This is a genomic window from Chromohalobacter canadensis (assembly GCF_034479555.1).
GTDB lineage: Bacteria > Pseudomonadota > Gammaproteobacteria > Pseudomonadales > Halomonadaceae > Chromohalobacter > Chromohalobacter canadensis.
In genome coordinates this window covers 3,399,162-3,423,717 of sequence record NZ_CP140151.1, presented here as the reverse complement: position 1 = coordinate 3,423,717, position 24,556 = coordinate 3,399,162, and the positions used below count along the sequence as shown (strand labels likewise).

Here is a 24,556-nt window from a genome sequence, read left to right as displayed (position 1 = left end):
ATAAGGGACCCTACAAAACCACTTATCACCCTCCCTTTATTCTTGCTAACAGAGGCCTCTTGCTTTTATTACGATGAGGGAACAGAGACACATCCAACCGTGGAAAATCGTCGCTAAGGAAAGCTGCAATATCTTCTGGCTTCATCCGGTCAACATCGTAAATCATGAACTTTTGATTACCCGAAAAGAAACCGACGCATTCGTGATGGTGAGCATACCAGTCCATCATCCATCGCTCAACGACCTCACTATCAGTATTGCACCCTAAGGCTGACTTATACCGTTCATAAAGGGTGCCATGGTTTTTCCTGCTACGAACCCAATCAAAAGCATTTCTAGTATTAAGTATATAGTATGCATCTGGGTAATAACGATATATGTACTCAAACTCTCTGAAAGGTTCAAGCACATTCTCGTGATCAACATGAATCATATCCGAGAACGCCGTCACCGTTTCATAGTCCAGAAAAGGGTCTTCTCCCTTACTCATTCTTTCGAAGAAGGATACGGCGATTCTCCCTTCATCCCAATGAACGGAAGATATGTCATTAGCTTTAAGGAACTTGTCTATGCTAGACGTTGCACACTTATTAAAGCCAATGATGAAGATTTTTGGCATTTCTGCCGCCTTATCTGACATTCATCCCCCGGAAAGAGTAAAAACTATAGAATTCGTTTGTAACGCTTTAGAACCAAACCAGACATAAACTGGCCAATCAAGCAGCTTGGACCACTCCGCCGGGGTCCAGCGCACCGGACCGCGATTCCGGAACACAGTTTCGCAACGTTGCCCCTACTTTATCCAGCGCAATCTGCCCTCTGGTCTCACCGACCACCCGCTCCCACCACTGGCGATGCACGGCCTTAACCATCACCGGCACGCTCGGCAGGCCTAGATGCTGGGCCATCGCCAAACGATGCAGGCCCCGGTTGATCTTGAGGAGCCGCCCTTCACGTGTGACGGCCACGCCCAGCATGTCTTTCCCGCGTGTAGAGTCGAAGCCGCGTATGGCCATGTCGTCCATGAAGCTCAAGTAAACCTTCAAGAAGGTGAGAATGCGGGCCTCGCTATCCAGTAGGATACCTTGCTGATGTGATGACCAGGGCTTGCCGGCCTTCAAGCGTGCCATGTACTTGGCGAAAGCTTCCGACTGCGAGAGATCGTCGCGATGGGCATCGATATCTTCAATAAAGCGCGTTCGAGATCCTTGGCGTAGATCACCGCGCCGTAGATCCCACTCCCCGTCCCAAATGAACGCCGAGGAATTCGGGCGGTGCTTATGGGGCCAGCCTTGCCAGTGAGTGGCGCGAACCAAGTCATTCGGATTCACGTGCAAGATCAACTGATCGCCAAGCGTTAACTCAACGGCACGGCGCGGTAAACCAATACGCTCGACCCAGGCGGCGCCCGGCAGATTATATTGCCACAAGCGAAGCAAGCCACACTCCACGGGCACGCCCAGGGATTGAGCGCCCTCCCTCACCGTTTTTGCCAAGCGCGCCCGCTGTACCGGCCAGTACATGCGGGGGTCTTCCAAGGGGGCGAAGGCGGGGTCGCCTGCGGGCGGGGTGGGCAACCGGTGCTCACCAAGCAGCAAAGACTTCACGCTGCGCCTCCCTGCCTCACCAGAGAAGCAAAGGAGACGACTTGCGGAAGTCGCCCTAAAAAGTGTCGGGTAATATACGGTTGCCCATGTTCCATGCGTCGTGCCTCGTTATATGCTTCATGCTGTCTTAATAGTTAGCATGATAGCAATTAACGGACACGTTGCGTAGGACTAACGTCTGACATACCCCAAGGCGAATCACGTCGCCTTCAGGTCATCGGCAACGATTTCCTCTTCGCCTGAAAACATCCCCACAGTACCGCCAGCCAGAATGCATACACCATGGCACCGCTGTTGTGCTCCATGAGCGACTGGGTCAGCCCGAAATCGATATAGGCAACAGGCAGCAAAGTGCCTGCCGTGGCCAGCGCCCGCAACGACATATCCGGCGCGCGCAACTCCCGCGCGAACAACTTCAATGGCACCAGGTAGAGCGCCAGCAATATCACCAGCCCCAAGACACCCTGCTTGACCTGCGCATTGAGCAACTCGTTATGCGGATGGCCATAACGTTCGGCGACCCGAGAATTGACGATGCCCTCCTCGGCGAGGCGCTCCATGCCCTGGCGATACCCCGTTTCGCCCCAGCCGACCAAGGGCTTCTCGGCGACCAACCGGCTGGCGCCCTGCCACATTTCAAAGCGCGCCCCCAGCGACGAGGTCTGCCCACCGCCCGCCGCGTACTCAGCGATATCGCTGAAAGCGCTATTCACACGGTGCTGCACCCCCATTTGCGGGATGGCGTATACGGTCGCTACGCCCACGACGCATAGCACCGCCAGCACAGCCTGAGTCCGGCGTGTCATGAGGCCGCCATAGGCGCGGTAAAGCACCAGAAAAACGAATGGCAACCCAACCCAGCCGCCCCGGCTCCCCGAGAAAAGCGATCCCAACAAACCACCCAATGCACCCAGCAGCAATAGAGCGCACCACGATTTACGCTGAGGCTGCGCCAAGGCCCAGCCCAAGCCGGCGAGGCATAGAATCCCCAATAGCATGCTGATATCGCCGAACTGAATCACGTAAGTGTAACCCGTGGCTCTATCGGTACCTTCCACCAGTTTTTGCCACCCGGCCCAGCCTCCGGCGCCGAGCGCGCCGACCACTAGCCCCGACCAGAGAAAAGCGAATCGCGGCGGATACGCCATGACCAGCAACAGCACCGGTATCGCCAATAAGAACCGACTCGGCCTATCGAACTCCCGCAATGCCTCCCCAGAAACCGCGATCTCCCACAGGCCAGTCAAGCAGAACGCCAGCATCACCAGCATGATCCACTTATCCTGGCGAGAAAGCGCCAGCCGTGGGCGGGTAAACAACAGCACGGCGCTCCCCAGCAACAGCAACAGCGCGCCTAATGAGTAGCCTGAAGGAATGACCAGTGCGACGGCCCCAAGCAGCCAGACAGCCACCGATGTATAAGTGCGCATTCCACGACCCAGCAAAACACAAGACTTATCACTACGCGGCATCATCGCCTCTCAACATACATACACTAATAGGCATTCTTGTGAATAAAGCCTCGCAGAGGAGTCAAACCAATAATGCGTAGATCCAGCCAAAGCGACCAATTGTCGATGTACCACAAATCGTACTCAACCCTCTTTTCCATTTTATCGATGGTATCCGTCTCGCCGCGAAAACCATTCACTTGCGCCCACCCGGTGATCCCCGGCTTGACCTTGTGTCGCTTCATGTACGACTCGACAAGTTCCTTGTAATGCTCGTTGTGTTTCAAGGCATGCGGCCGAGGCCCCACAATGGACATACGCCCTTGCAATACATTGTAGAATTGCGGCAGTTCATCCAAAGATGTGCGACGTAGGAAGGCGCCGAAGGGAGTCACGCGCGGATCGCCCCGCTGCGCCTGGGTCATCTGGCCAGAAGGCTCATCGTGGACCTCCATCGAGCGGAATTTATACACCTTGAACCGTCGACCATTCACGCCCGTTCGATGTTGCTTGAACAATACCGGGCCTGAGGACTCACATATCAAGATAAGCGCGATCACAGCACCGACTGGCAGCGAGACCAGTAAAAACAGAGAGCCCAGCACAACATCCTCCACGCGCTTGAGAAAGCGTGCCGTTTCCGTCATTGGCGTGACACTCAAATCAATTGAGAAGCGCCCCGCCACCTCGCTGATACGATGATTGAGCAACTTCAGATCCTGAAATTCCGGCAGAAAACGCACTTCAGCGGTCTGGTGGCGCAATGCGAACATGATGTCTCGCACGGTACCGCCCATCTCCAGCGGCAGGCATAACCAAACCTCTCGCGCTCCGGATTCCTCTACACGTCGCGCCAGAGACGCTAAACAGGCCTCGTCAGGCGCCATCACCAAACGCTGCACGCCGGAGATAGCAAAGCCTTCGCCCGGTGACTGGCGCATTCCCCGTGCGACATTGAGTAGGTGCTCCTGAGGACCAACGAGAAAAACACCGCGTAGATTTTTCCCTTGTGCTCGCGCGCGTTTAAGTAACAGCATTACAAGAACGCGAAACCCGGCCGATATCGCAAACGAGAAAAGCAACGTCATCCCTAACCACAAACGTGAGTACTTTACAGACGCTTCTGCTAGATAGATGATCGATGTGGCTAATAACGCTACGATAAGCCAGACGCACAACAGCCGGAAAAGGATATTGGATAAGCGAGTGGTACGCCAGCGGACGTATGCACTATCCAAAAAATTCGCCATTATCACGAAAATGGTGATAATAAGCATGCCTAACAAAAAACGGTCATGGACATCGGTCGAGCCGAACCGAATGCAATAGGCCAAGAAACCTGACAGTAGCACAGCACCCGCATCCACTAAGGGTACGAATATCTGCGCTGGAAAACGCTCAGTTACAATTTTCTTCTGCCTAGTCGTTTTCATTGAAAAGAATAAAATCCAAAGCTATTGCATAGATGAAAGATAGTATGTACGAAACCGCTAGCACACTTTAGCTTTAATTTAGCTAATAAGTACTAATAAAATAAGACTTTACAGAAAACACAAGGCCTAAAGTTTCTTCACAAGCGCATTAAGGTTCTCGCTAAATTTACTGCGCTCAGCGCTAATATTCTCCCACATATCTGATGACATCGTCTTGGTAGGCTCGTAATTCACAATTGCGTCTATCAGCGCTTGGTGATCAAAAAAATAAGGCACGTTATATATCTTATTTACAGACTCAGCTGTAGCTATTTGATGATCATTACGGTGCTCAGAACATTGTACTAATCGCGGCATTATGATTGCCGACTTACTCGCCTCTAGACAGGTAATAATATTACCCATACCTGCATGAGTCACCACGAGCTCCGCAGCCTCAAATATAGCCTTGAACTCCTTCACAGGAAAAAGCGGGTGTACGCGCACACCTACTCGATGTGGCAAAGCATCCCCCTCCGCGCCTGGCCCAGCCTGATACACCAACGTCCAGCTCGGTCGAGCGTCCGCGACGGCTTCGATCACCCGGGCCATGCGTGGAAAAATGAATTGAGTTCCTGCCGTGAACAGTACATTCACAGTAGCTTTCCTAGATAGTGGACACGTCGTGTTTCTAGCTGAGGCCATTGCGTGAGCGTGCGAGTGGCGAACCGCTGCGCAGCACGACACGAGAGTGAAAGCCGCTGGCTATTGGCGATGCTATCAACCCAAAGCGTCTTGCGCCGCAGCAGAAACCCTGCGAATAACATCAGCAGGCCAGGTGCCGCGCCCGTGCTAACGATGAGATCCGGATTGCAGATCTTAACGATACGCAGCGCCTTAGGCAATTGACGAAGCCCCGCCCAAAGCTCGCGTACACTGAAGTCTTCCAGGTAGTAGCTCGCGGCTTTATTGTGCTGACCCCAGGTCGACACGAAAACGCTTTCGTCAGCCGTTATCAGCTCGGAAAGACGTAGCAACTGCACCCAGTGACCGCCAAAAGAAGCCACGTAGAGGATTTTCAACGTTCGCGCCCCTGTGCCATACGATTCCCGCTAAAATTTAAAGTGAGTCGATGACGAACCTTGACAACCTTTATATAGACCAATACAAGCAAAGCCCAGAAGCGCTCGCGATGCGTCATATCGGATCGCTGCCGCAGATAATCGATATCACTCAAAAAAACACTTGCCACCCGCCGTATTCCATCCAGCACCCTCTTCTCACGGTATAACGCTCGGCTCCCAGCGGAGACACGGCGAGCCTTACTGCATAGCGCCTTGAGTGTCATACGTGCAGGATGCCGAATCACCGCATTTTGACAGTAAACCAGCCGATTACCACGGGTAGTAGCCCGGCGAGTCCACTCAAAATCGCCACCGGACATCATCTCCTCGTCAAAAGTTCCGACCTGAGTAAAAACCTGCTTTCTTACAAATAAATTGGCAGTGACCGACACCCCATTCTTGACATTCTGTAGTTGACGAAATGCAAAGGCCTTCTCAAAGCATTCTGCAGGCATCAATCGCTCGGAACGATACGTCAATTCGATGCAACCAGCTAGCAAGTCTGCGCCAGTTGAATCTAGAGACCAGATCCCGGCTGCCAACCAATCGTTTTCAGGTACACAGTCTGCATCCAAAAAGGCCAGCACCTCGCCTCTTGACTCATAAATACCAAGATTACGAGCAGCATAAGAACCCGGCTTAGCCTCTTGACAAAAGCGTACATTCATTTCACTTGGTACTACTAGGTCTAATGGTGAGAAAGGCGACTTATTATCTACGACAAGTACCTCGAAATCATTAAACGAAAAGGTTTGACTGGACAAAGCATAAAGACAACATTGAAGCGCTTGCTGGTCTAAATAGGTCGGTATAATAATAGAAACCCGAGGGGCATCGTTGGTCATTTAACGCTTTCCCTTTGTATACTCATTTCCACACTTCTAAAAATAGCCCCACCTTCATTGCACAAGCACTTCATAGCAAATTAAAAAATAAAGCTATGGTCACGTAAATTGCCAAAAAGGCCTTATTCCGTCATGTGAAAAGAAAAAAGGTTTAACACATTCTTTGCTCGGGACAGAATGATCAACCTTAAAAGGAAGCTCCCCATATTTATCGACGTACACATGATAAATTGGTAACAACCTGCCTTTATCGAAATCATCAATTTGTTTATAAGGCCATTCCTTACCAAGAAAAGAAAGGATCCATTCCATGGACTTTCTCAACCCACGCCCATCTGAGCCTTCAATTGTCCACAAATCTATACCATAGCGCTCTGCTAGCTCCGCAAGGTGAATCCAGCCTTGCAGATTAAAGCAACAATAGTGTTCGGTTGTTGCTCTCTTCATTTCCTCAGGCTGGTGACCATTAGGAGAAAACTGTTGAATGATACGACATTGACTATCCAACAACGTATTTTTTAGCAGTGAAGTCTTCCCTAAAAAGGCTGCAACAGCTACAATCTGCAAATCATAATAGGTACCATGATTATTTAATGACGACCTTTCTCGCCTCCCCTGTGGACTATTAACTAGCCAGTCTAGGTAGCACTCTAACCATGTCTGAAAACAACTCATTTCCTTCTCATCCAAAGCGCCATTAGAGTACAAACACCCGACAGCATCAAGAAAGAAATAAAAATCTTTAAGCTCAACAATCCCAAAGCTGCTCCCTTGATTATTATTCCAACCACGCCTCACTTGCGCATACTTCAAGTGAGGAGACATGGCCGTTTTTGGATTAATGAACCAACGACGTACCAACGAAGCTGCATGATTTAGAAAACGAACTTCTGAAAATTCATTGTATGCCAAAGTCAATGTATAAGTATCATCAAATAGTCTTTGAACACGCGTGCGATCGTAATTGTCACTCATTGCTTCGTAAAGCCGTGTCCCGGGCACACGTTTTCCATCTCTCGGCAAATACGGTAAGCCAGGAATCGGGATGGGGTTTGGCCAATAATAAGGGGCAGGATGCCAATAGTCATGCTTATCTTTACTAGGGGGTAAGGTTTTCTTATCTGTAACAGAATAGGGACCGCGGGCCAAAGCTTCTTCAGACAATCGCCGCAAGTAATTCACCAAATCCGAAGTCGGCAAAAAACTACTCTTCTCACCTAGTTTAAAGCTACCATTAATGAATAAGTTGTTCTTGAACTCACAGCTAGATTGCAAAACTTGTAGGTCTAGCCGTTCAATCAACTCTCCAATCGCATCATTACGAGCAACACCACGGTCAACTAGCCCCGATGACGTGTTTTCCAGATGAGCTTGCCCCGAGAATAACCTAGCTACCCATCCTGCTTGAGCGTAAGCCCCAGCATCAGAGCTCAGAGATGGACGCGGCAAATCCCATGGCTCATTTTTCCAACGCTCCCAGGGCCCAGCTATACCCAGCCGCCAGAAAAGCTCAACCTTGGGCCGACGACCATAGAAGAAGTTAGGATCAAACTCTTCGTTGCTATCACTACGAAAAATTAATTGAGGTTCTTCGTGTGCCTCAGGCTGAAAGCCCTTTCTAAATAACAGGTTATTATCTTCAAGGCGTGCCATCGGCACAAGAAAATAAGGATACTCGGGGCTAAGAGAAACATCGGAAACGATCTGTTCCCAAGCCTCGGCTGTCACAAAGCAGTTCCCATCCCAAGGCAATACCCATTTGGCAAGAGACCTTCCCTGTCGCAATGCTGAATTTCTTGCTCCATTATTATTCATTACATAGTTATTCTTATGACGATAGAGCCTCATCATCACACGCTTTTGTTCCGCCTCCCCCAACTTTGAGAACTTTTTTGTATAGGGAAAATATTCTGTAGGCACGCCTTCGTAATCAATCCGAGCAGCTCGATATTCATCACAGTCAAAGGGTATATGGATATAATACAATCCGGCCGATTCCAGCATCTCAATAATTGAGCGCTCTTCATCCCGGTCAACAATACGATTGACAATAAAACGCTTTTCACACCCAGGTAGTTCCGGTTCGTTTTCTAAGATGAAAGCGAGGTTCGACTTCGATTGCCCTTTAGCGTGACGAGGAATCAAGTCGTTGCCAATAATTCTATAGAGAGCAAAACTATCTACTTGTTGGCTTGCCGGAGAATTTATATAGTCTTTTCTTAGATTTTCAGCGGCTGCTTTTTTAAATTCCCCTGTATTTTGTTTATGTAAAAAGGGTGTAAGAAGCCGGCTTATTTTATTAACAAAACAACTAGCAAGCACTTTCATGGCAATCACTGACCTAATATATATAGTAATTTACACATAACCAACTAGCGCTCACTCACAATATAAGGCAGTTGCAAGAAATGCAGCACAAAATTCATATTCTCTAGAGCAGCTTTGTAGCGTTCTCCTCGAATCGCTCTCTCCATAAGGTAGCAGGCATTAGCATAGCGTAAGTCGCCAGCTGAAAGGTTACTATTTATATCGCCCCTCTTTGTACATACTTCATCTAACAGGGGGGTTAATAAATCATCAGAAAAGGAACCAGGTATAACTGAGCCTATTGGTAATATTTCCCAGCGCCCCCATGTCATCACCAGAACATCCTCCCCACCATTGCTGCTAATTACGTTAGCCCTATTAGCATCTGGGTTATGTACATAGACTGGCAGCTCAGAAAGATATTTGACTATTGCTTTTAGATGATAACGAAAAGTGGTTAAAACAGTCTTTTCTTCACCACTGTCAATTGCAATTGAAGCTCGCGACAGAAACTCGTCACTAAAGCGCTTATGTAAGACTTTATGTGAAGCGGAATAAGCGTCAATTAATGACTTGGGGGGTTGGCAAGCCCAAATCCGTTCAAAAAGCTTAGGCTCCCATTCTCGCCATGAATCACCTTCTAGAGTAACGGCGTCACCAAATTCACATATTTGACATTCGAATGTTCCAACAGAAAAACGCGAATGTATTTGTGGAGCCATTAACCGTTCACGGGCTACATGAGAAAACAAGAACGCTTCATTTTCTAAATTGCTCAGACGATTGGGGGGATATACCTGTTGCTGATAATACTCTGTTTTTCCTTCATTCTCTATATTAATTTTAAATGTTTTTACTGCTGGTATCGTCGAATCCATCCATTCTGACGTCACATGCACATCTTCATCGCTGAACTCGAACTGCCGAGCAGCCATTATCTCACGATTCTTATTTTCAAAGAGGTCACGAAGAGCTTTGCTGTAGCGATGCTCCCTGTCTTCCAGTTGGTGTTCACGGAAAACTAATGTATTAATACGGTGACGACTCTTGGCCAGGGCAACGCAGCTAGAAAGCAATGAACTGAGCATATTCAATGCCTGTCGAATCAGTATAATAGACACTATAGCAAATAGTACATTATACCCCTGCCCAACAAGGAAAGGATAAATAATAACAAAAAAACCAATCAGGAAGTTTATGGTTTTTAGAATGCTTAAATAAGTGCCGAGCTTATATAATACCGTAGATTTTAACTTCCCTGGATTAATATCGTCAGCGCCAGAAATGGCCCAAACAGAAAAGGAAAATTCGACAGCCAAGGCAAGCAACAAGAAAACAAGAAGGTTAAAATTAACCCAATAAAGAACGATCAATACAAGAAGTATAAAAGCTGAGTACGAGACTATGGAACAGAAGCTAGAAAAATACGAAGTGGCCTTTTCACCTTGATCCGCAATGACCGTAATCTCATTTGCACTCTCGAGAATTTCACTGCTAGCTGATTGTGCGAGTTTCCTTGAGGCACTTTCAATTATGGAGGTGGTTATAAATAGGCCAACGGTCCCAGCCGACAAAATAGCAATCCATACAGACTTTTCATCTAAAGGTATAAAAAATTGAAAATACCGAGGCACCCCATCCGATCCAGCAAGCAATATAACTTTCAACGGCAAAAGCGTCGAGAGCATACTGGTAACTTGGCCTATAGCATTCAGTATAACTACTGCAGCTGTAGTCAATGGGCGTGTGTTAAAAAAAGCCCTCATCACTTGGAAAAACCACGGCCAAAAAAAGTACTGTTGACGGAACAAGTTCATGGCAAAGGGGCCTTAACAACGAAATTGCATATTTAATGACTTACATTCTAACATGTATTGCTCTCAAATTGACGACTAGAGACTATATTGAATCAATGCCAATATCAGCTGCTTTTCCCCATTTCGTCTCAAGACCGAATAGCGTTCTTAAATTGTCATCTACCGTATGTGAAGAAATTTTATAGCCACTTTTAAACTCTTGACTTGTTTCCACATCCGCTACAATCAGAATATTATTCGATTCTATGCTCGGCGGTCGATCAATCACATACACAAGCGCTAATGGATTTAGCGCCACCACTTCCGATGCGACAATATTCTCCCCCGAGACAAAAATAGAGACCTTCTTCTCGAGCGCAAGCTGCCGTAGTTCATTGTTAATTGGTTTAGTTACATCAGCACGATAATGAGGCCAATGAAATAATCCCACATGCTTCCCTTGTGCCAGAAAGTGATTAACATACTCCATATTAGTCACATGCCGCGTTCCAACCCTTCCGCAGTCCATGATCAGTAACACATCAGTACTCACGCAATTTTTCTTATCAGCCTGCATGAAGCTCGGCGCAGGAAAAGGGCGCTCACAAAGATTATTATCAAGCTGTAACTGGCTTTCGGAAACATGCTTATGCCAAAAATCGGCCATTTCGCGATACTCTCGCCTGACCCCGTAGTGGATAGACCAAACATGCGAATGGCTTTGACGAGTCAAAGATGATGGATCTTCTAAGGCAAAAGAAAGGGGGATATCTTTATAAATTTTTGCAAGTTTCTTACCCGTAAAGTGCTCAAGTCGCCATATTAATTCTGTATCACCGGTAATACGAACTTTATCCCATCCACCTAATTGCAAAAGCAATTCGCGCGACATCATAAGCGACGAATGATTCCACTGAATCATGTGGTTAGTCGGTCGCGACGTGCCTCTGAACAAAAGGTTAGGAAACACCCTAACCCAGTGCGTAACATTTGCGACAAAATCATTTCTATTAGCTAGCAAATGAGAAATTTGCGTCTCTATTTTCTGGGGGTGAGACCAATCGTCAGCATCGTGCGTTGTTATAAACTCTCCGGTCGCCTTGGACAAGGCTAAATTGCGCGCTGAATAAGAGCCTTGATTCACTTCCTGTTTGAATGCTTTAACTCGTGAATCTATCTTCTCATATTCTCTAGCTACAGAAAACGTATCATCTGGACTACAATCATCAACAATTAAAATTTCTAAATTTTCCCAAGATTGTCCAAGCAAGCTATCTACTGCAATATGTAACGTTTCTTCAGCCTTATAAACAGGCATGATTATGGTAACTTTTGGGCATTCTCTGCTTGCAACTGCAACAGGCTTTCCAGTAGCCGCCGCTATGTTTCCCATTCCTAATGGTTTTTCTTGTTGCCTAATTGATATCTCATCAAAGCCTTGCTGCATGTAAATTTTGTTAATAATGCTCAAGCGCTCGTTATCGTCATTTGATATATATGTGTTAGCTAGGGCAAGCACCAGTTGGGTATTACCCGGACGATATTCCAAGGCCGTACCCGCGACAGCTCTTGCCTCTTCATGTCGGCCAAGATTAACTAAGCAGTCTACCTCTAGTAATGCTTGAGCAAGATCGAAGGGTTTCCAAGTGCACCATTCACGTACTAACACTGCATGCTGAAGTGCGCTTTCATAATCCTCCTTACAAGCAAACCATCTTGCCAGAGCCCAAGCTGCGTACACCCTTACATGTAACTTAGCTTCTGTGTCGTCACGCAGTTCATGTAAATCTAATAGCGCCTGGGTAGAGAACCCCCCCCAGAGTTTATCTTCTAGCTTACGCGCACGGTTTTTTTGCTTTTGAAACTCATTAACTTGTTTCTTAAGAACCAAACCTTTAATTTTATCTACTTTTTCTTGCGAAAGTCGGTCTCGCAAAAAGTGCCTAAGAGACTGAGGAGTACATTGAAAGGCTAACGTTACACAGTGACGGATAATATTCATCAAAAATACTCAAGACTAGAAAACAGATAACTAAAAAATCAAAGGCTTTGTCTTAATTATGCTCAGGAGCGAAATCTTTATCCGTCAGATTAAATCTTTTTATTAACTCAGCACTCTTAGCTGACGGTGACTTTTCTTTGAGTTTCACAAAATTGGCATCACGCGTATCCTGCTCATCGTAACTCGTTCTCACATAGGCTGGCGCCGAATAATCAGCTATCATAGCGCTTTTGCTGTCTACTTTCGTATGATTTCCGACCGCATAGATATGTGAGAATTTTGACTTAAACTTACCACTCACACCATCGTAACTCGAAATGTAAGCTAAGCTCGAAGCCGTCTTAGGCACTTTCATCGACAAACTTTCTGTCAGCTTGTAATTTTCTTTATCTAACCTACAAATAAATCCGGCAGGAAATGTGACACTGAACCCGACAAAGTCTTCCCTGACATATTTCCAGAGCATTTTTAAATAATCAGTCGCGAGAAAATCGTCATCATCTAAACGAACAGTGGCTATGGTGGAATTTTTCCCCTTATTGTCTTTTTCGATATAGTCCCTGACTTTATCAAAAAATTTATCTTCTGGATCTAAGTCTATCACCTCTATCCATGTTTTGTCCCTCACTGTGGCATTTAAATCTCGCCTCGCTTTTTCTGGTAAATCTTTCGACGTATAAACCAAAAGCTTTACGTCAGATAGGCCTGCACTTTGTTTTTCCAAACTAGGGACAACATATTTCGAGAAAATATTATAATGACAGTCAAGCCTGTTTTGTTCAAAAAGCAGCCTTTTATACTCCTCAAATTCTTGTTCTCGTCCAATATTCCAGCCCTTCTTCTCTCTGGAAAGAATGCTATAGCGCATCACAAAATAGACACGTTTACGAACTTTGCTTTTAAACAACATATCGACCACCTTGACTCTGCTAAAGCAGGCCCATTATTTCGCTAAAAACGGCTTTCGTCTCTGTCCCTGAATGCCCTTCTTTATGCTCAAAAAGGAGCGTATTGAATTTCTCTGACTTTATAGGCGTCGTTCCATCGTAGCCGCGCATTGCACAATACGGAAGGTAGTGATTAGTATAGTGGTTAGTGTCTACAGTATTTTGAACCAAAATTACTCGTTTTTCTTTTAAGCTGTTCGCATCGTACATCAAGTTGAAACGTGAAGAATGTAAGCTAAAGTCAAAATCATCATACTTTTTATCAAAACAGGCTCTTAAGAAACTATTCACCGTCACCTTTGAATATTTCTTTATTTCTGTTTGCGGGTTTATGGCAATGCTAGTCATTTCAGGTATAAAATCGGCCAGCCGCATTGATGCGTATCCGCCACCGCTAGACCCGTATCCAATGATACCTGAGTTTTTTACTCCTAAATGGTTCGCTATTTCCATAACAATAGCAGATATGTTTTTTAAATGATCAACCTTTTCAGTCCCTATGTACCAGCCTAAAGACAGTGTCTCATTTAAGTATAATGATGGGTCTGATACATAAAGCACATTACCAGGGAAACGTTCCGCCCACTTCCAGCGTTGGAACACAGGTGGGCTTAATTTTTTTCTATCAACATAACCGCTAAAAACAACAAATAGCTTATCACTTTTTTTGGGTGACAGTATGAAGTCGTAGCGATGGCCCTCTACGGTTTTAACAGAGACACAAGGCTCGGCAGGTCTATGCGAAAAAATATCACTATAAGAAACTCTGGAGAGCGAATCCAAAGACGAGAGATCAACTTTACTTGGGCTAGCAAACTTGATTTTATTTAACGAGTAAGACACCAAAACCACCTCGCTCAAGAATATATTCCATACAACTCAAGTTAAAAACCCAGCAATGTCGCCAGAATAAAGATTCGTTAATTGACCTTTCCAGCTCGTATTTGAAGCGCCACTTTCAGCGAACCTAGCGACTGGAACAATCACATCCACTCCTTTATTCAAGCTCAATTCTTTTTCAAAGAACCCTCGATTCTCAACATCCTGGCCAGCGTTACAACCAGATCCTTCTATGTTGGAAGCCAATATACTTCCAAGCGTATCAGCAGTCACTGGGACAATAGCGCCTCGGTCGGCCAACCACTGTGTTGATGGTGTCACCTGCGCAAAAACCACTAGCCCCATCGCCAGGGCATCTACCAGTTTCGCTGGAAGTTGATACTGCGCCACCAAAGAGCTGGACTCTTGCAGTAGAACCGTATAATCACCCAACGCGACGATATCTGGAATGCTCTGATAGGGCTGGCCGCCGATAAAACGGTACTGCACACCGTCTATCGAGAGCAGCTCCTCTTTGAGAGAAGCGTCGGGGAAATCGCCTACAATCACGAACCAAAGGTCATCTCTACCAAGGGAGGCAATAGCTCGTGCTGTCGCCAAAAGCCCTTTGTGCTTACGCGGCGTACCAAAGAACAGTACCACTTTGTCATGCTCTGGCACTCCCCACCGCCGTCGGGCAATCGCCCTACGAGCCTTGCTAGGGACGAAGCGTGTCTCGTCTCGGACATGCGGAATGATTTCGCCACCATATCGCGCTTGCAGTGCAGGGTTCGACACCGTTACCGCTGCAAAACGCGAGGTCTGGCCCACTGCCAGGCGTGTCCAGAAGGTATTATGAAGCTTCTCTAGTGGCGGCAACCGGCCCCGGCCATCCAGCGCCTGCTGCAATGACAAGGAGTCGGTTGCCTGCACGAAACCTAGCTCCTCGTCATCGATATCCCACACCACCTTGGCGCCCCATACCAATTCATACAGTAACCCGAACACCAAGTTTGGGAAGCGTGGCTTTGAGAGATGCACGAGATCGTAGGGGTGCTTCGCCACCAATTGCAATGCGTGACTGATGAAGTTCGCCTCATCTTCCACCAACAACGTATGGCAAGGCGTCGCCATGCCGCGCATGGGTGGCCATGGTTCACGCCCCCACCGTGGGAAAATCGAACCGATAATTTCCACCTTAGCGCCTGCCCGTCGATAAATGTCGACTAAGGTAAGCACCCGGCCAGCAGGGTTGTGGGCAAGCTCCCAGCCACAGACCGCCACCCGTTGAGGACTACCTCGATGCCGAGCTTCACGACGCCGTTGCCGGTAGTGTTGTCGTGCCAACTCGAGATTGCCCTCCAGCATACTCACAAAGGGGGAGATATCACCCTCATGACGTGACATCGCTTGCAAATAATGCTGTATGGCATCCTGAGGACTGCCCTCGCGCAAAGCGGCGTTGCCTTTCTGCAACGCAGTACCGCCAGTTGGCCGCATCATGAGGTCGTCAACGCCTGATCAAGAAACCGCTGAGCCTCATCAACCAAGGTCTTCAAATGCTGCTCACTTACAAAGCTCTCGGCGTAAATCTTGTAAAGGTACTCTGTACCGCTAGGGCGAGCGGCAAACCAGCCACGGGCAGTGACGACTTTGACGCCGCCAATCGGTGCGTGATTGCCGGGAGCCGCCACCAGAATATCTTCAATGGCATCACCAGCGAGAGTCGCACCTTCAAAAAGATCCGAGCTCAAGCGTTTGAAGGCGGCTTTCTGCTCAGCGCTACAAGGGGCATCCAGCCGCTGATAAAAAGGTATACCGTATCGCTGAGTAAGCACTTGGTACGCCTGACTCGGCGACTTGCCCGTTACTGCCATACTCTCAGCCGCGAGAAGGCAGAGAATGATGCCATCCTTGTCCGTAGACCATGGCCGCCCATCCTGGGTCAGGAAACTAGCACCAGCGCTTTCTTCCCCGCCAAATGCCAGCCATCCCTGATACAGACCTTCCACGAACCATTTGAATCCCACCGGCACCTCATATATAGCGCGCTTTCGCCCTACCACCACGCGGTCAATGATGGCGGAAGACACAAGTGTCTTGCCGACCTGCAACTCAGCAGACCAACCATCACGGTGCGCTAACAGGTAATCGATGGCCACCGCCAGAAAATGATTGGGATTCATCAAACCATTGGCATCGACGATGCCATGGCGATCGGCATCCGGGTCATTGCCAAAAGCCAAGTCGAAATCGTTCTTCATGGCCAGCAGGTTGACCATAGCAGCCGTGCTAGAACAATCCATGCGGATCTTGCCATCATGATCCGGTGGCATAAACGCAAAATCAGGGGATTGCTGATCGTTCACGATGGAGACATCCAGGCTGTAGCGTTCCGCTATTGCCTGCCAAATCGGTAGCGCCGTACCCCCCATGGGGTCCACGCCCAACTTCAGACCTGACGCGGCAATCGCGGTCATGTCCACCACCTGGTCAAGCCCTGCCACATAGGTCTCGACGAAATCGTAGGGCCGAGCACGCTCACGCGCCTTGGCCAACGGTATCCGCTTCACCCCCTGCAAGTCTTGAGTGAGGTAGACGTTGGCCTGACGCTCAATCCAAGCCGTCACCTCTCCCTCTGCAGGCCCCCCATGGGCGGGATTATACTTAATCCCCCCGTCCTCAGGAGGATTATGTGAAGGCGTAATAATCAACCCATCCGCGCGCTGTGAGTCATGCTCGGCATTAAATTGCAGAATGGCCCGACTGACCAAGGGCGTCGCTACCACGCCCTCCTGACCATCGACACAAACGTCCACGCCATTGGCAATCAACACCTCAAGCGTGATCTCCCAAGCAGGTTGAGACAGCGCATGCGTGTCATGTCCCAGAAACAGAGGACCGCTATAGCCCGCCTTCTGGCGATAGTCGACGACCGACTGAGCGATAGCGCTGATATGGCTCGCATTGAAAGATCCCACGAGAGAGCTGCCACGGTGCCCTGAGGTGCCGAAGCTAACCCGCTGTTCCACCTTCTCTGGATGGGGCCTGACTTCATGAAACGCCCTCACGACAGCCTCGACTGATATCGCCGTTTCGCCCTCTACCATTTGTCAATCACTCCCAAACAAATCACGCGTATACACCTTCTCAGCCACATCGCTCAGCTCTTCCACCATGCGGTTAGCGAGAATCACATCCACCTCGGATTTGAAAGTCTCCAATTCATGAACCACCCGTGAGCCGAAGAAGGTCTTCTCTTCCAGCGCAGGTTCAAAAACGACCACTTCAATGCCCTTGGCTTTGATGCGCTTCATCACACCCTGCATTGCGCTGGCACGGAAGTTATCGGAGCCTGACTTCATGATCAGCCGGTAAACACCCACCACTTTGGGATTACGGCGCAGCACGGACTCCGCGATGAAGTCTTTGCGGGTACGGTTAGCCTCGACGATGGCCTGGATAATATTGTTGGGTACTTCATCGTAATTGGCCAATAGCTGCTTGGTATCTTTGGGCAGGCAATACCCGCCATAGCCAAAGCTAGGATTGTGATAGTGGCTACCGATACGTGGGTCCAACCCTACCCCCTCGATGATCTGACGCGCGTCCAGGCCATGGGTCTCGGCGTAGGTATCCAGCTCGTTGAAGTAGGCCACGCGCATCGCCAGGTAGGTATTGGCGAACAACTTGATTGCTTCTGCCTCAGTGCTATTGGTGAATAACACTGCCACGTCTTCTTTTACTGCGCCTTGTTTCAGCAAGCCGGCAAAGGTCTCGGCACGCTCAGAGCGCTCCCCAACGATAATGCGCGAAGGATGCAGGTTATCGAATAGCGCCTTACCTTCACGCAGAAATTCCGGAGAAAACATCAGATTCTGAGTGCCGAACTTTTCACAAGCTTCAACCGTGTATCCAACCGGCACCGTGGACTTGATCACCATCACCGCTTGAGGATTGATGCTCATCACATCCTGGATGACGGCTTCGACACTAGACGTATTGAAGTAGTTAGTCTCCGGATCATAATCCGTCGGCGTAGCGATCACCACGTAGTCGGCATCACGATACGCCTGTTCTTTATCCAAAGTCGCCGTAAAGTTCAGTTCACGATTGGCGAGAAATTCAGAGATTTCCGCATCCTCGATGGGAGATTGCTTGTCATTAAGCAACTCCACCTTTTCAGGCACAATGTCTAGAGCAACGACCTCATTGTGCTGCGCCAACAGCATGGCGTTGGACAGGCCTACATAGCCAGTACCGGCAATAGCGACTTTCACTTACAACTCCTTAGTTCTTTCGCAGTAACGTATAAGCTTCAAGCTTCTACATATCCCACTGGTTCTTCACACTCTGCGCAGTTAAGCTGGGCATGCTCGAGGTGCCATATATGCAGAGACTTATGTAGCTTTTAGTCATTGTAGTATTTGGCCCAGCGGTTAATTACGACCATGGCTTGGCCCAGCGATTCGAAATAGAGCAGCCAGATACATCTGCTTTCAAGGATCAAAAAAGCGCTCGACGGGCCCATGCTCGTTCCGGTGTATACGGCGTCGTAAACTCCTGCGTGAGTGAGATCCATGGCCCGGCGCTCATTCTTTCTGTCCTCCTGATTACAGTATAGCCTGTGCACCTCAAAAAAAGGGATAGTTTACATGAGTTTTCTTTAGCCCTTAAATTCATGCCATTTACTTGTGTCAATTTTGAACTGCTCTCTTAGATGTGCAACATCATCACTATAGAGACTTGTCAATTTTTCTATATCAGTCCGGTCGGCTATTTTGTTTTCCTGATTATCCATTACACCATTCACGCCCCTAGTAAATCCAAGCCCTCTATGAACACCTTTGGCAAGGTATTGACTGCCATCATCCGCAATCCCTGTTAGGAACTTTGACAGATCACGCCTAGCCTCGGAGTTAGAAAAGAACTCTTCGTAACTAACCACATGGATGTTATTACTGGAGAAAGTCTCAAGATATCTTAAAAGATGGGCATAATAAAAACCCATATGCACGATGCCAAATTTATGGGCAACATCAAAAAATCTTTCTGACTCATTTATACGATTTTTCTTTTTATGGTGCATAAATGCGCTCATTGCCCTATCAATGGGATTACGCAAGATTGCCACAATTTTTACATTAGGACCCAGGTTCGCGTAAATCCTTTCTGGTATAGCCTGCCTAAATTCACTTGGAGGATTCCATTCAGGATAACTGGAAGAGACCCACATATAGCCTGGAGTAACTTCTCCGATTACTGTCTCTTTTTTAACATCTTCGAAAAAATTATAATACCACTCACTTCCTTTCCTATAATTTGCCTCTACGTCAAAGAACATTAGCTCTTTTTTTGAGGGTACGTACAAATCTTCTCTCTGTGAAAACCAATGGTGAAGCCATGTAGTACCAGACTTCTGGGCACCAATACATAAAAAATTAGGTTTTTGCATAAGAACGTCCCTTATTGCACTGCGGATGTATACTTTGAGTAAAAATAGAGTATTTACTTAGTAGCCGATATAGAAAATGTATGCCCTTTGCTTTCTGAACGCCTACATATCCTTAAGAAAGGTTTTAAACCCGTTCTCCATGCTGCGTAGGGCTTCTTCAATCCAGCTTTCAATCTGGGAGACAGCGAGATCATACTGGGGCCACCTCACCAACTGTGATATTACCTTTGAAGATATCGATGACCTTGGCGGCCTTGCGGCTTCACGGTCCATCGATTGATGGGAAGGTTGTCGCGCATCCTGTCCTTTTGATGGCTTCTCTATATCCTATGCAACTTTGGAGAGGGGCACTTCACCATAGCAACACATTGTAATGCCCCCCCCCCCCTTAGTTTCTGCACACCCTACGCCGTTAATGCGGGGTGTGCTCGGGGGCCACGTAGTCCAGAGACTGATGTGGCCGCTCTTCGTTGTAGTACCGGATCCAGCGATGGATCACGACCCTGACTTGGCCCAGCGATTCGAAACGATGAAGCCAGATGCACTCCTCCTTCAAGGACCGGAAGAAGCGCTCCACGAGCCCGTTCTGTTCCGGTGTATACGGCGTCGTGAACTCCTGCGTGAGGCCATAGGCCTTTACCGTGCCCGTGTAGTGGCGGCTACTGAAAATGAGCCCGTTGTCGGAGCGAAGTGCCAGCGGTTGCTGAACGCGTCCCAGCGCCCCCAGCCGATAAATCAGTGCTTCCTCCAAGGCGGCCTCCGCTGTCTTGCTGTTACCATTGTCCGATAACCGCCAACCGAGGATCTCACGCGTGCAACAGTCGATGATGACCGCCAGGCTGGCCCGCCGATCCTTACCGCACCACACGTGGGTGAGATCCGTGGCCCAGCGCTCATCTGGCCGTGAGGTGATCGACGGCAAGCTTCTGGCGCGAGGTCGGAAGCCCTGCGGTCGCTTGCGCACCTGCCAGCCCTTGAGCTGCAGGATGCGCTGGACCGGCTTGCGGTTCTCACCCAGCACGCACGCCAGCCGACGATAGCCGTAGCTAGGAAAGCGTTCCAGCGTCACCCGGGCCGTCAGTTCCGTATTAACGACACGAGGCCGGGCCTTTGGCCGGTAATACAGACTTCGCCGTGGGAAGCCCAACCAGCGGCAAAGTTTGGCCAGTGATACCACGTGGCCTTCCTGGGCCATTTCCGCCTGCAACGACCTTACGAGTTCTCGTCCTTGTCGAGCAGGAGACGCCACTTTTTTAGTGCGTAGATCTGCAAGCGGGCCTCGCCCAGCGCCTCCTTGGTTTCCCGCAAGTCGGACTCGTATTGCTCGCGGATATCCTTGGGACGGGCCTTGACCCCGTTCTCCATGTTGCGCTGGGCTTCATCGATCCAGCTTTCGACCTCGGAGACGGTGAGGTCATGCTGTCGCGCGACCTCAGCGACCGTGGTCTTGCCCTTGAAGATGTCCATGACCACAGACGCTTTGCGCTTCGCGGTCCATCGCTTGATTGGGGGTGTCGTCGTTCATCTTCTCCTCCTGGTGACTGCACTATAGCCTGTGCAGCTGTGGAGGGGGTCACTTCAACATTTTCTCTGCTTACTGGAAGTGAACATCATTTTACAGAACTTTTAATTTCCTTCCTCAAGGGGAATGCAAGCATTTCCTCAATGCCATAGTTATATTTTAAAACATCCTTTAATTTATACATATCGCTTTGAATAAAAGCTGACCTATCGACTAAATATCCAAGCCCAAATTTAGCAAGGTCATCAAACCTTTCTTTAATAATTGACTCTAAAATAAGAACAAATAGTTTAAACCTTACGTCGAGGTGATCCTCAAGAACCTTAAAGTCACTGGCAGTGATAGTTTCTTGGAACTCTTGATAATACCCACTCCCACCCCAACCAATACTTTTTCGCTGATATGTTTGTTGTTTAGGCCCGCTTGTTCTTCCCAGCGGGTCCCTAGAAAGAGACATATGAACACCTAATTCTGGCCGTTCCCTAAAGTCGGCTGGAACCATATAACCTTTTCGACTTACAATCAAATATAACAAATGCTCGTCATTATTCCTAAGAAGATCTAGATCGGAAAGATCAGGAAGTGGATATAATTTATTATATTCTGAGAAATGTAGTCCCGTTAGTCGTTTTTTACTGTCTTCAGGGTTTCTTATTATATTAGAAAATGGGATTTTATGCTCTTTGATAAGATCCAGATGCTTTGACTTGATATCATCCATAATCATGATATCAATATCACCAATATATATATATTTTGCAACACTCTCAGGCTCTTCAACAAACCTTCTTGCATTTAAATTGATATAATTTCGGCCAGTTAGCTGGCTTTTTCTAATAACAAACCTATCACCATAAAGCTCATATAAAACTTCAACCCCTCGACACGATTTCAACAAAGGGGAATCATGATCGTCAAGAACAACTTCCACAATGGCATCTTTATTATATTTTAACGAAAAGAAAATATAAGGAAGCACAAAAATTTCGTATTCTTTGTCAGCAAATACGTAAACCAATAGCCTATCATCACACATCAAAACACCTTTTAATTTAATAAAATACAGTTACGCAAGCGCATTTAATATAGTTACAGAAGCTTTATGCACTGAGTATTCCGAGGCGGTTAAAATAGCATTTTTCTTCATAACAGAGGATAAACGATTAAAGTCAAAACGACCGTAAGCTTCGCTAAATACGTCACAAAGCATGCAGTTACTATTATCCTGAGCGTACTCTTCTACCCCGCCGAATTTAGTAATCATAACTGCAGCACCACATGCCATTGCTTCTAATCCAGTACGCCCAAAAGCCTGGTAATCAGAAAAATCTACAAAATAATCTGAGCGTTTCAATATAGAAGCGACTCCTTCACGGGTCAACACACCATAATTGTGATATGTAAAATCGCGCTCCAATTTTTGAAACCGTGGATCACTTTCCTCACAACCAAATATCTCAATATGAATATTTTCGTTCATTTCATCGAACAAATTTTTCAAGAATTGCATGGTTCGTTCAGCACCACGCCGAGGGGTTTTTGGTCTGATCATGGCTGACATAACGAGCTTATCGCTCAAACCAGCTTTGGCCTTAGCAGATACATCAGGGTGATAAATATCATGATCTATACTTGGAGAAACTTTTTTAACTTTCACACCATGAACGTCAAAAATTTTCTCACATATCCAGTCCGTTTTGGCGAACAATATAGCGTGGGGCAATAGCTTATAAGAATCGTAGGCTTCTTTCCAAGAGTTACTTCCAGGCTCCGAAAAAAGTGGTTCATAATCTTGGATATAGTAGGCTGGTATTATTTCCTTATTTACTTGGCTTATCTTTTCCACGAGCTTCATCGAAGTGTAAATAGTCCCAATGATTACGTCATACCCCCCTGAGATATCAATCAAATCTGTATCTTCAAACCCTAAAAAAATATCTTCCCGATCTTCAACATCCTCATAAACTTTCAAAAATTTATGGCGATGCTTTTGGGGTACAGCTATATTAGCCTTCACCCCGATTCGACGCATCCCTATGGTTTCCTGCACAATAGAATGGACCCCACCACCGCCACCAGACACGGGCAGTAAAAATAGAACTCTTTTTTGCAGGGGATCAGAGTATTCTTTACATGTGTTTCTAAACGCTAGTCCATTTTCAACCTTATCGCGAATATTTTGAAAAACCTTCATATCCCGAATTTGGCCAGCTAAGCTGTTCACCTTCTCGTCACCATGCTTCGCTTTCAGGCTGGCTGAACCCTTCTTGGAATATTCCTTACGCTTTTCATGGCCAAAACTTTTCGATTTAGCGTGAAAGACGTATGTATCGTCCGCTATGGCTAACTCAAACCCCGCTTGGGCAGCGCGCAGGCAGTAATCATTCTCTTCTCCATAACCAGTCGGGAACGTGGCCTCATCCAGATATCCTATTTTTTCAATAACTTCCTTAGTAATTATGAAACAGAAGCCATTAACAAATGGTACACGCGGATAAAGGTGATTAGATACTTTTAGCACCAATTCCGCCATATCATTTGGTGTCATATCATGAGGTAATTCATTGACAGCAAACTGGTTATTTTTATCATAGAGCGCCGGTACATTCTGCCAGCTTGCAGCATTCGATAAGGGACCAACAATACCTAGCCTGTCACCTGTTCTCATACAACGTACTAACCCTTGTAACCAGCCTTTGGTAACAATGGCATCACTATTCAACGTAACTACATAGTCCGATTTAGAAGCTTTCAACCCATCATTAACGGTTTTGGTATAACCACAGTTCTTCTTATGTTCAATTAGCTCAAAGCCTTTGTGCTGTTTACAAAAGCTTCGTAGAAAAGCGGTGGTATTTTCCTCTGACGCATCATCTACGATATAGGTCGTAATTCTGAAATTATCTGTATGCTTAACTACAGACTCAAGACAGCGCTTAACATCTTCAAGCGCATTATAAACAGGTATAACTATATCTACAGTGTAAAGCTGATGGTTTAGTAGGTAAGGTGCCGCAGGATGGTTTTTTGAGTAATACTCAATATTATTTACTAAATTTTGGCCTAAAACTTCATTCGTACTGACTAACTCTCTTTTACTTGGAAATGAAAAAGAAGTCGATGCTATCTTTCTTCTTGCCAATTTTATATTAAAATCAGAAAAAAAAGATACCGCTGGGTTTTCTTCTGCCGCCTTTTCATATAGATTTACAGCTTCTTTAAGCTGTTGGTTCCTGAAAGCAGAATTCCCTTTTTTTAGATAACTCATA

20 protein-coding genes are annotated in these 24,556 nt (G+C 47.1%); all 20 read right to left on the bottom strand.

Annotation, left to right across the window (positions count from 1 at the left end; genetic code table 11):
* Window positions 1–25 precede the first annotated feature (25 nt).
* Window positions 26–640, bottom strand: a complete 615-nt coding sequence (locus SR908_RS15930) for a sulfotransferase (protein WP_246925805.1) — start codon at window positions 638–640, stop codon at window positions 26–28.
* Between the two features lie 76 nt (window positions 641–716).
* Window positions 717–1,607, bottom strand: a complete 891-nt coding sequence (locus tag SR908_RS15925) for a hypothetical protein (protein WP_246925802.1) — start codon at window positions 1,605–1,607, stop codon at window positions 717–719.
* 209 nt (window positions 1,608–1,816) lie between these two features.
* Complete coding sequence (locus tag SR908_RS15920; RefSeq protein ID WP_246925798.1) at window positions 1,817–3,037, bottom strand: O-antigen ligase family protein; 1,221 nt, start codon at window positions 3,035–3,037, stop codon at window positions 1,817–1,819.
* A 65-nt stretch (window positions 3,038–3,102) separates the two neighbouring features.
* Window positions 3,103–4,491 carry an undecaprenyl-phosphate glucose phosphotransferase gene (locus tag SR908_RS15915; protein WP_246925796.1) on the bottom strand — a complete coding sequence of 463 codons (1,389 nt, stop codon included), beginning with the start codon at window positions 4,489–4,491 and terminating at the stop codon, window positions 3,103–3,105.
* Window positions 4,492–4,617: 126 nt separating this feature from the next.
* On the bottom strand, window positions 4,618–5,127 hold the full coding sequence (locus SR908_RS15910; RefSeq protein WP_246925786.1) for a glycosyltransferase: 510 nt from the start codon (window positions 5,125–5,127) through the stop codon (window positions 4,618–4,620).
* Window positions 5,124–5,552 (bottom strand): UDP-N-acetylglucosamine transferase subunit ALG14, encoded by a 429-nt coding sequence (locus SR908_RS15905; protein WP_246925777.1) that lies wholly within the window; start codon window positions 5,550–5,552, stop codon window positions 5,124–5,126. Before SR908_RS15905 ends, SR908_RS15910 begins: the two co-directional genes overlap by 4 nt.
* Window positions 5,549–6,439, bottom strand: a complete 891-nt coding sequence (locus SR908_RS15900) for a glycosyltransferase family 2 protein (protein WP_246925775.1) — start codon at window positions 6,437–6,439, stop codon at window positions 5,549–5,551. Before SR908_RS15900 ends, SR908_RS15905 begins: the two co-directional genes overlap by 4 nt.
* 99 nt (window positions 6,440–6,538) lie before the next feature.
* Window positions 6,539–8,767, bottom strand: a complete 2,229-nt coding sequence (locus tag SR908_RS15895; RefSeq protein ID WP_246925764.1) for an alginate lyase family protein — start codon at window positions 8,765–8,767, stop codon at window positions 6,539–6,541.
* A 44-nt stretch (window positions 8,768–8,811) separates the two neighbouring features.
* A complete protein-coding gene (locus tag SR908_RS15890) occupies window positions 8,812–10,563 on the bottom strand; it encodes a hypothetical protein (protein WP_246925761.1) in 1,752 nt (583 codons plus the stop codon).
* A gap of 82 nt (window positions 10,564–10,645) precedes the next feature.
* A complete protein-coding gene (locus SR908_RS15885) occupies window positions 10,646–12,544 on the bottom strand; it encodes a glycosyltransferase family 2 protein (protein ID WP_246925758.1) in 1,899 nt (632 codons plus the stop codon).
* A gap of 52 nt (window positions 12,545–12,596) precedes the next feature.
* Window positions 12,597–13,454 carry a glycosyltransferase gene (locus SR908_RS15880; protein WP_246925755.1) on the bottom strand — a complete coding sequence of 286 codons (858 nt, stop codon included), beginning with the start codon at window positions 13,452–13,454 and terminating at the stop codon, window positions 12,597–12,599.
* A gap of 19 nt (window positions 13,455–13,473) precedes the next feature.
* The gene (locus tag SR908_RS15875; RefSeq protein WP_246925752.1) at window positions 13,474–14,352 is read right to left on the bottom strand and encodes a hypothetical protein; all 879 of its coding nucleotides are present in this window, start codon (window positions 14,350–14,352) and stop codon (window positions 13,474–13,476) included.
* Window positions 14,353–14,370: 18 nt separating this feature from the next.
* Window positions 14,371–15,813, bottom strand: coding sequence for a glycosyltransferase (locus tag SR908_RS15870; protein ID WP_246925749.1), 1,443 nt, complete (start codon window positions 15,811–15,813; stop codon window positions 14,371–14,373).
* The gene (locus SR908_RS15865; protein ID WP_246925747.1) at window positions 15,810–17,420 is read right to left on the bottom strand and encodes a phosphohexomutase domain-containing protein; all 1,611 of its coding nucleotides are present in this window, start codon (window positions 17,418–17,420) and stop codon (window positions 15,810–15,812) included. Before SR908_RS15865 ends, SR908_RS15870 begins: the two co-directional genes overlap by 4 nt.
* A gap of 3 nt (window positions 17,421–17,423) precedes the next feature.
* Window positions 17,424–18,590, bottom strand: a complete 1,167-nt coding sequence (locus SR908_RS15860; protein WP_246925744.1) for a nucleotide sugar dehydrogenase — start codon at window positions 18,588–18,590, stop codon at window positions 17,424–17,426.
* A 386-nt stretch (window positions 18,591–18,976) separates the two neighbouring features.
* A complete protein-coding gene (locus SR908_RS15855) occupies window positions 18,977–19,765 on the bottom strand; it encodes a sulfotransferase domain-containing protein (protein WP_246925733.1) in 789 nt (262 codons plus the stop codon).
* 412 nt (window positions 19,766–20,177) lie between these two features.
* Entirely contained in the window at window positions 20,178–20,960 is a 783-nt protein-coding gene (locus SR908_RS15850; protein WP_281505546.1) for an IS3 family transposase, read from the bottom strand.
* Window positions 20,961–20,977: 17 nt separating this feature from the next.
* The gene (locus SR908_RS15845; protein WP_322527401.1) at window positions 20,978–21,271 is read right to left on the bottom strand and encodes a DUF1153 domain-containing protein; all 294 of its coding nucleotides are present in this window, start codon (window positions 21,269–21,271) and stop codon (window positions 20,978–20,980) included.
* Window positions 21,272–21,375: 104 nt separating this feature from the next.
* Window positions 21,376–22,323 carry a hypothetical protein gene (locus SR908_RS15840; RefSeq protein WP_246925724.1) on the bottom strand — a complete coding sequence of 316 codons (948 nt, stop codon included), beginning with the start codon at window positions 22,321–22,323 and terminating at the stop codon, window positions 21,376–21,378.
* A gap of 30 nt (window positions 22,324–22,353) precedes the next feature.
* Entirely contained in the window at window positions 22,354–24,555 is a 2,202-nt protein-coding gene (locus SR908_RS15835; RefSeq protein ID WP_246925717.1) for a glycosyltransferase, read from the bottom strand.
* Window position 24,556 lies beyond the last annotated feature (1 nt).

Excerpts from the sequence above, each read along its gene's own strand:
- SR908_RS15930 (WP_246925805.1), bottom strand. The coding sequence starts at position 640 with ATGTCAGATAAGGCGGCAGAAATGCCAAAAATCTTCATCATTGGCTTT.
- SR908_RS15920 (WP_246925798.1), bottom strand. The coding sequence starts at position 3,037 with ATGCGCACTTATACATCGGTGGCTGTCTGGCTGCTTGGGGCCGTCGCA.
- SR908_RS15835 (WP_246925717.1), bottom strand. The coding sequence starts at position 24,555 with ATGAGTTATCTAAAAAAAGGGAATTCTGCTTTCAGGAACCAACAGCTT.
- SR908_RS15895 (WP_246925764.1), bottom strand. The coding sequence starts at position 8,767 with ATGAAAGTGCTTGCTAGTTGTTTTGTTAATAAAATAAGCCGGCTTCTT.
- SR908_RS15870 (WP_246925749.1), bottom strand. The coding sequence starts at position 15,813 with ATGATGCGGCCAACTGGCGGTACTGCGTTGCAGAAAGGCAACGCCGCT.
- SR908_RS15885 (WP_246925758.1), bottom strand. The coding sequence starts at position 12,544 with ATGAATATTATCCGTCACTGTGTAACGTTAGCCTTTCAATGTACTCCT.
- SR908_RS15865 (WP_246925747.1), bottom strand. The coding sequence starts at position 17,420 with ATGGTAGAGGGCGAAACGGCGATATCAGTCGAGGCTGTCGTGAGGGCG.
- SR908_RS15900 (WP_246925775.1), bottom strand. The coding sequence starts at position 6,439 with ATGACCAACGATGCCCCTCGGGTTTCTATTATTATACCGACCTATTTA.
- SR908_RS15840 (WP_246925724.1), bottom strand. The coding sequence starts at position 22,323 with ATGTGTGATGATAGGCTATTGGTTTACGTATTTGCTGACAAAGAATAC.
- SR908_RS15915 (WP_246925796.1), bottom strand. The coding sequence starts at position 4,491 with ATGAAAACGACTAGGCAGAAGAAAATTGTAACTGAGCGTTTTCCAGCG.
- SR908_RS15890 (WP_246925761.1), bottom strand. The coding sequence starts at position 10,563 with ATGAACTTGTTCCGTCAACAGTACTTTTTTTGGCCGTGGTTTTTCCAA.
- SR908_RS15850 (WP_281505546.1), bottom strand. The coding sequence starts at position 20,960 with ATGGCCCAGGAAGGCCACGTGGTATCACTGGCCAAACTTTGCCGCTGG.
- SR908_RS15880 (WP_246925755.1), bottom strand. The coding sequence starts at position 13,454 with ATGTTGTTTAAAAGCAAAGTTCGTAAACGTGTCTATTTTGTGATGCGC.
- SR908_RS15855 (WP_246925733.1), bottom strand. The coding sequence starts at position 19,765 with ATGCAAAAACCTAATTTTTTATGTATTGGTGCCCAGAAGTCTGGTACT.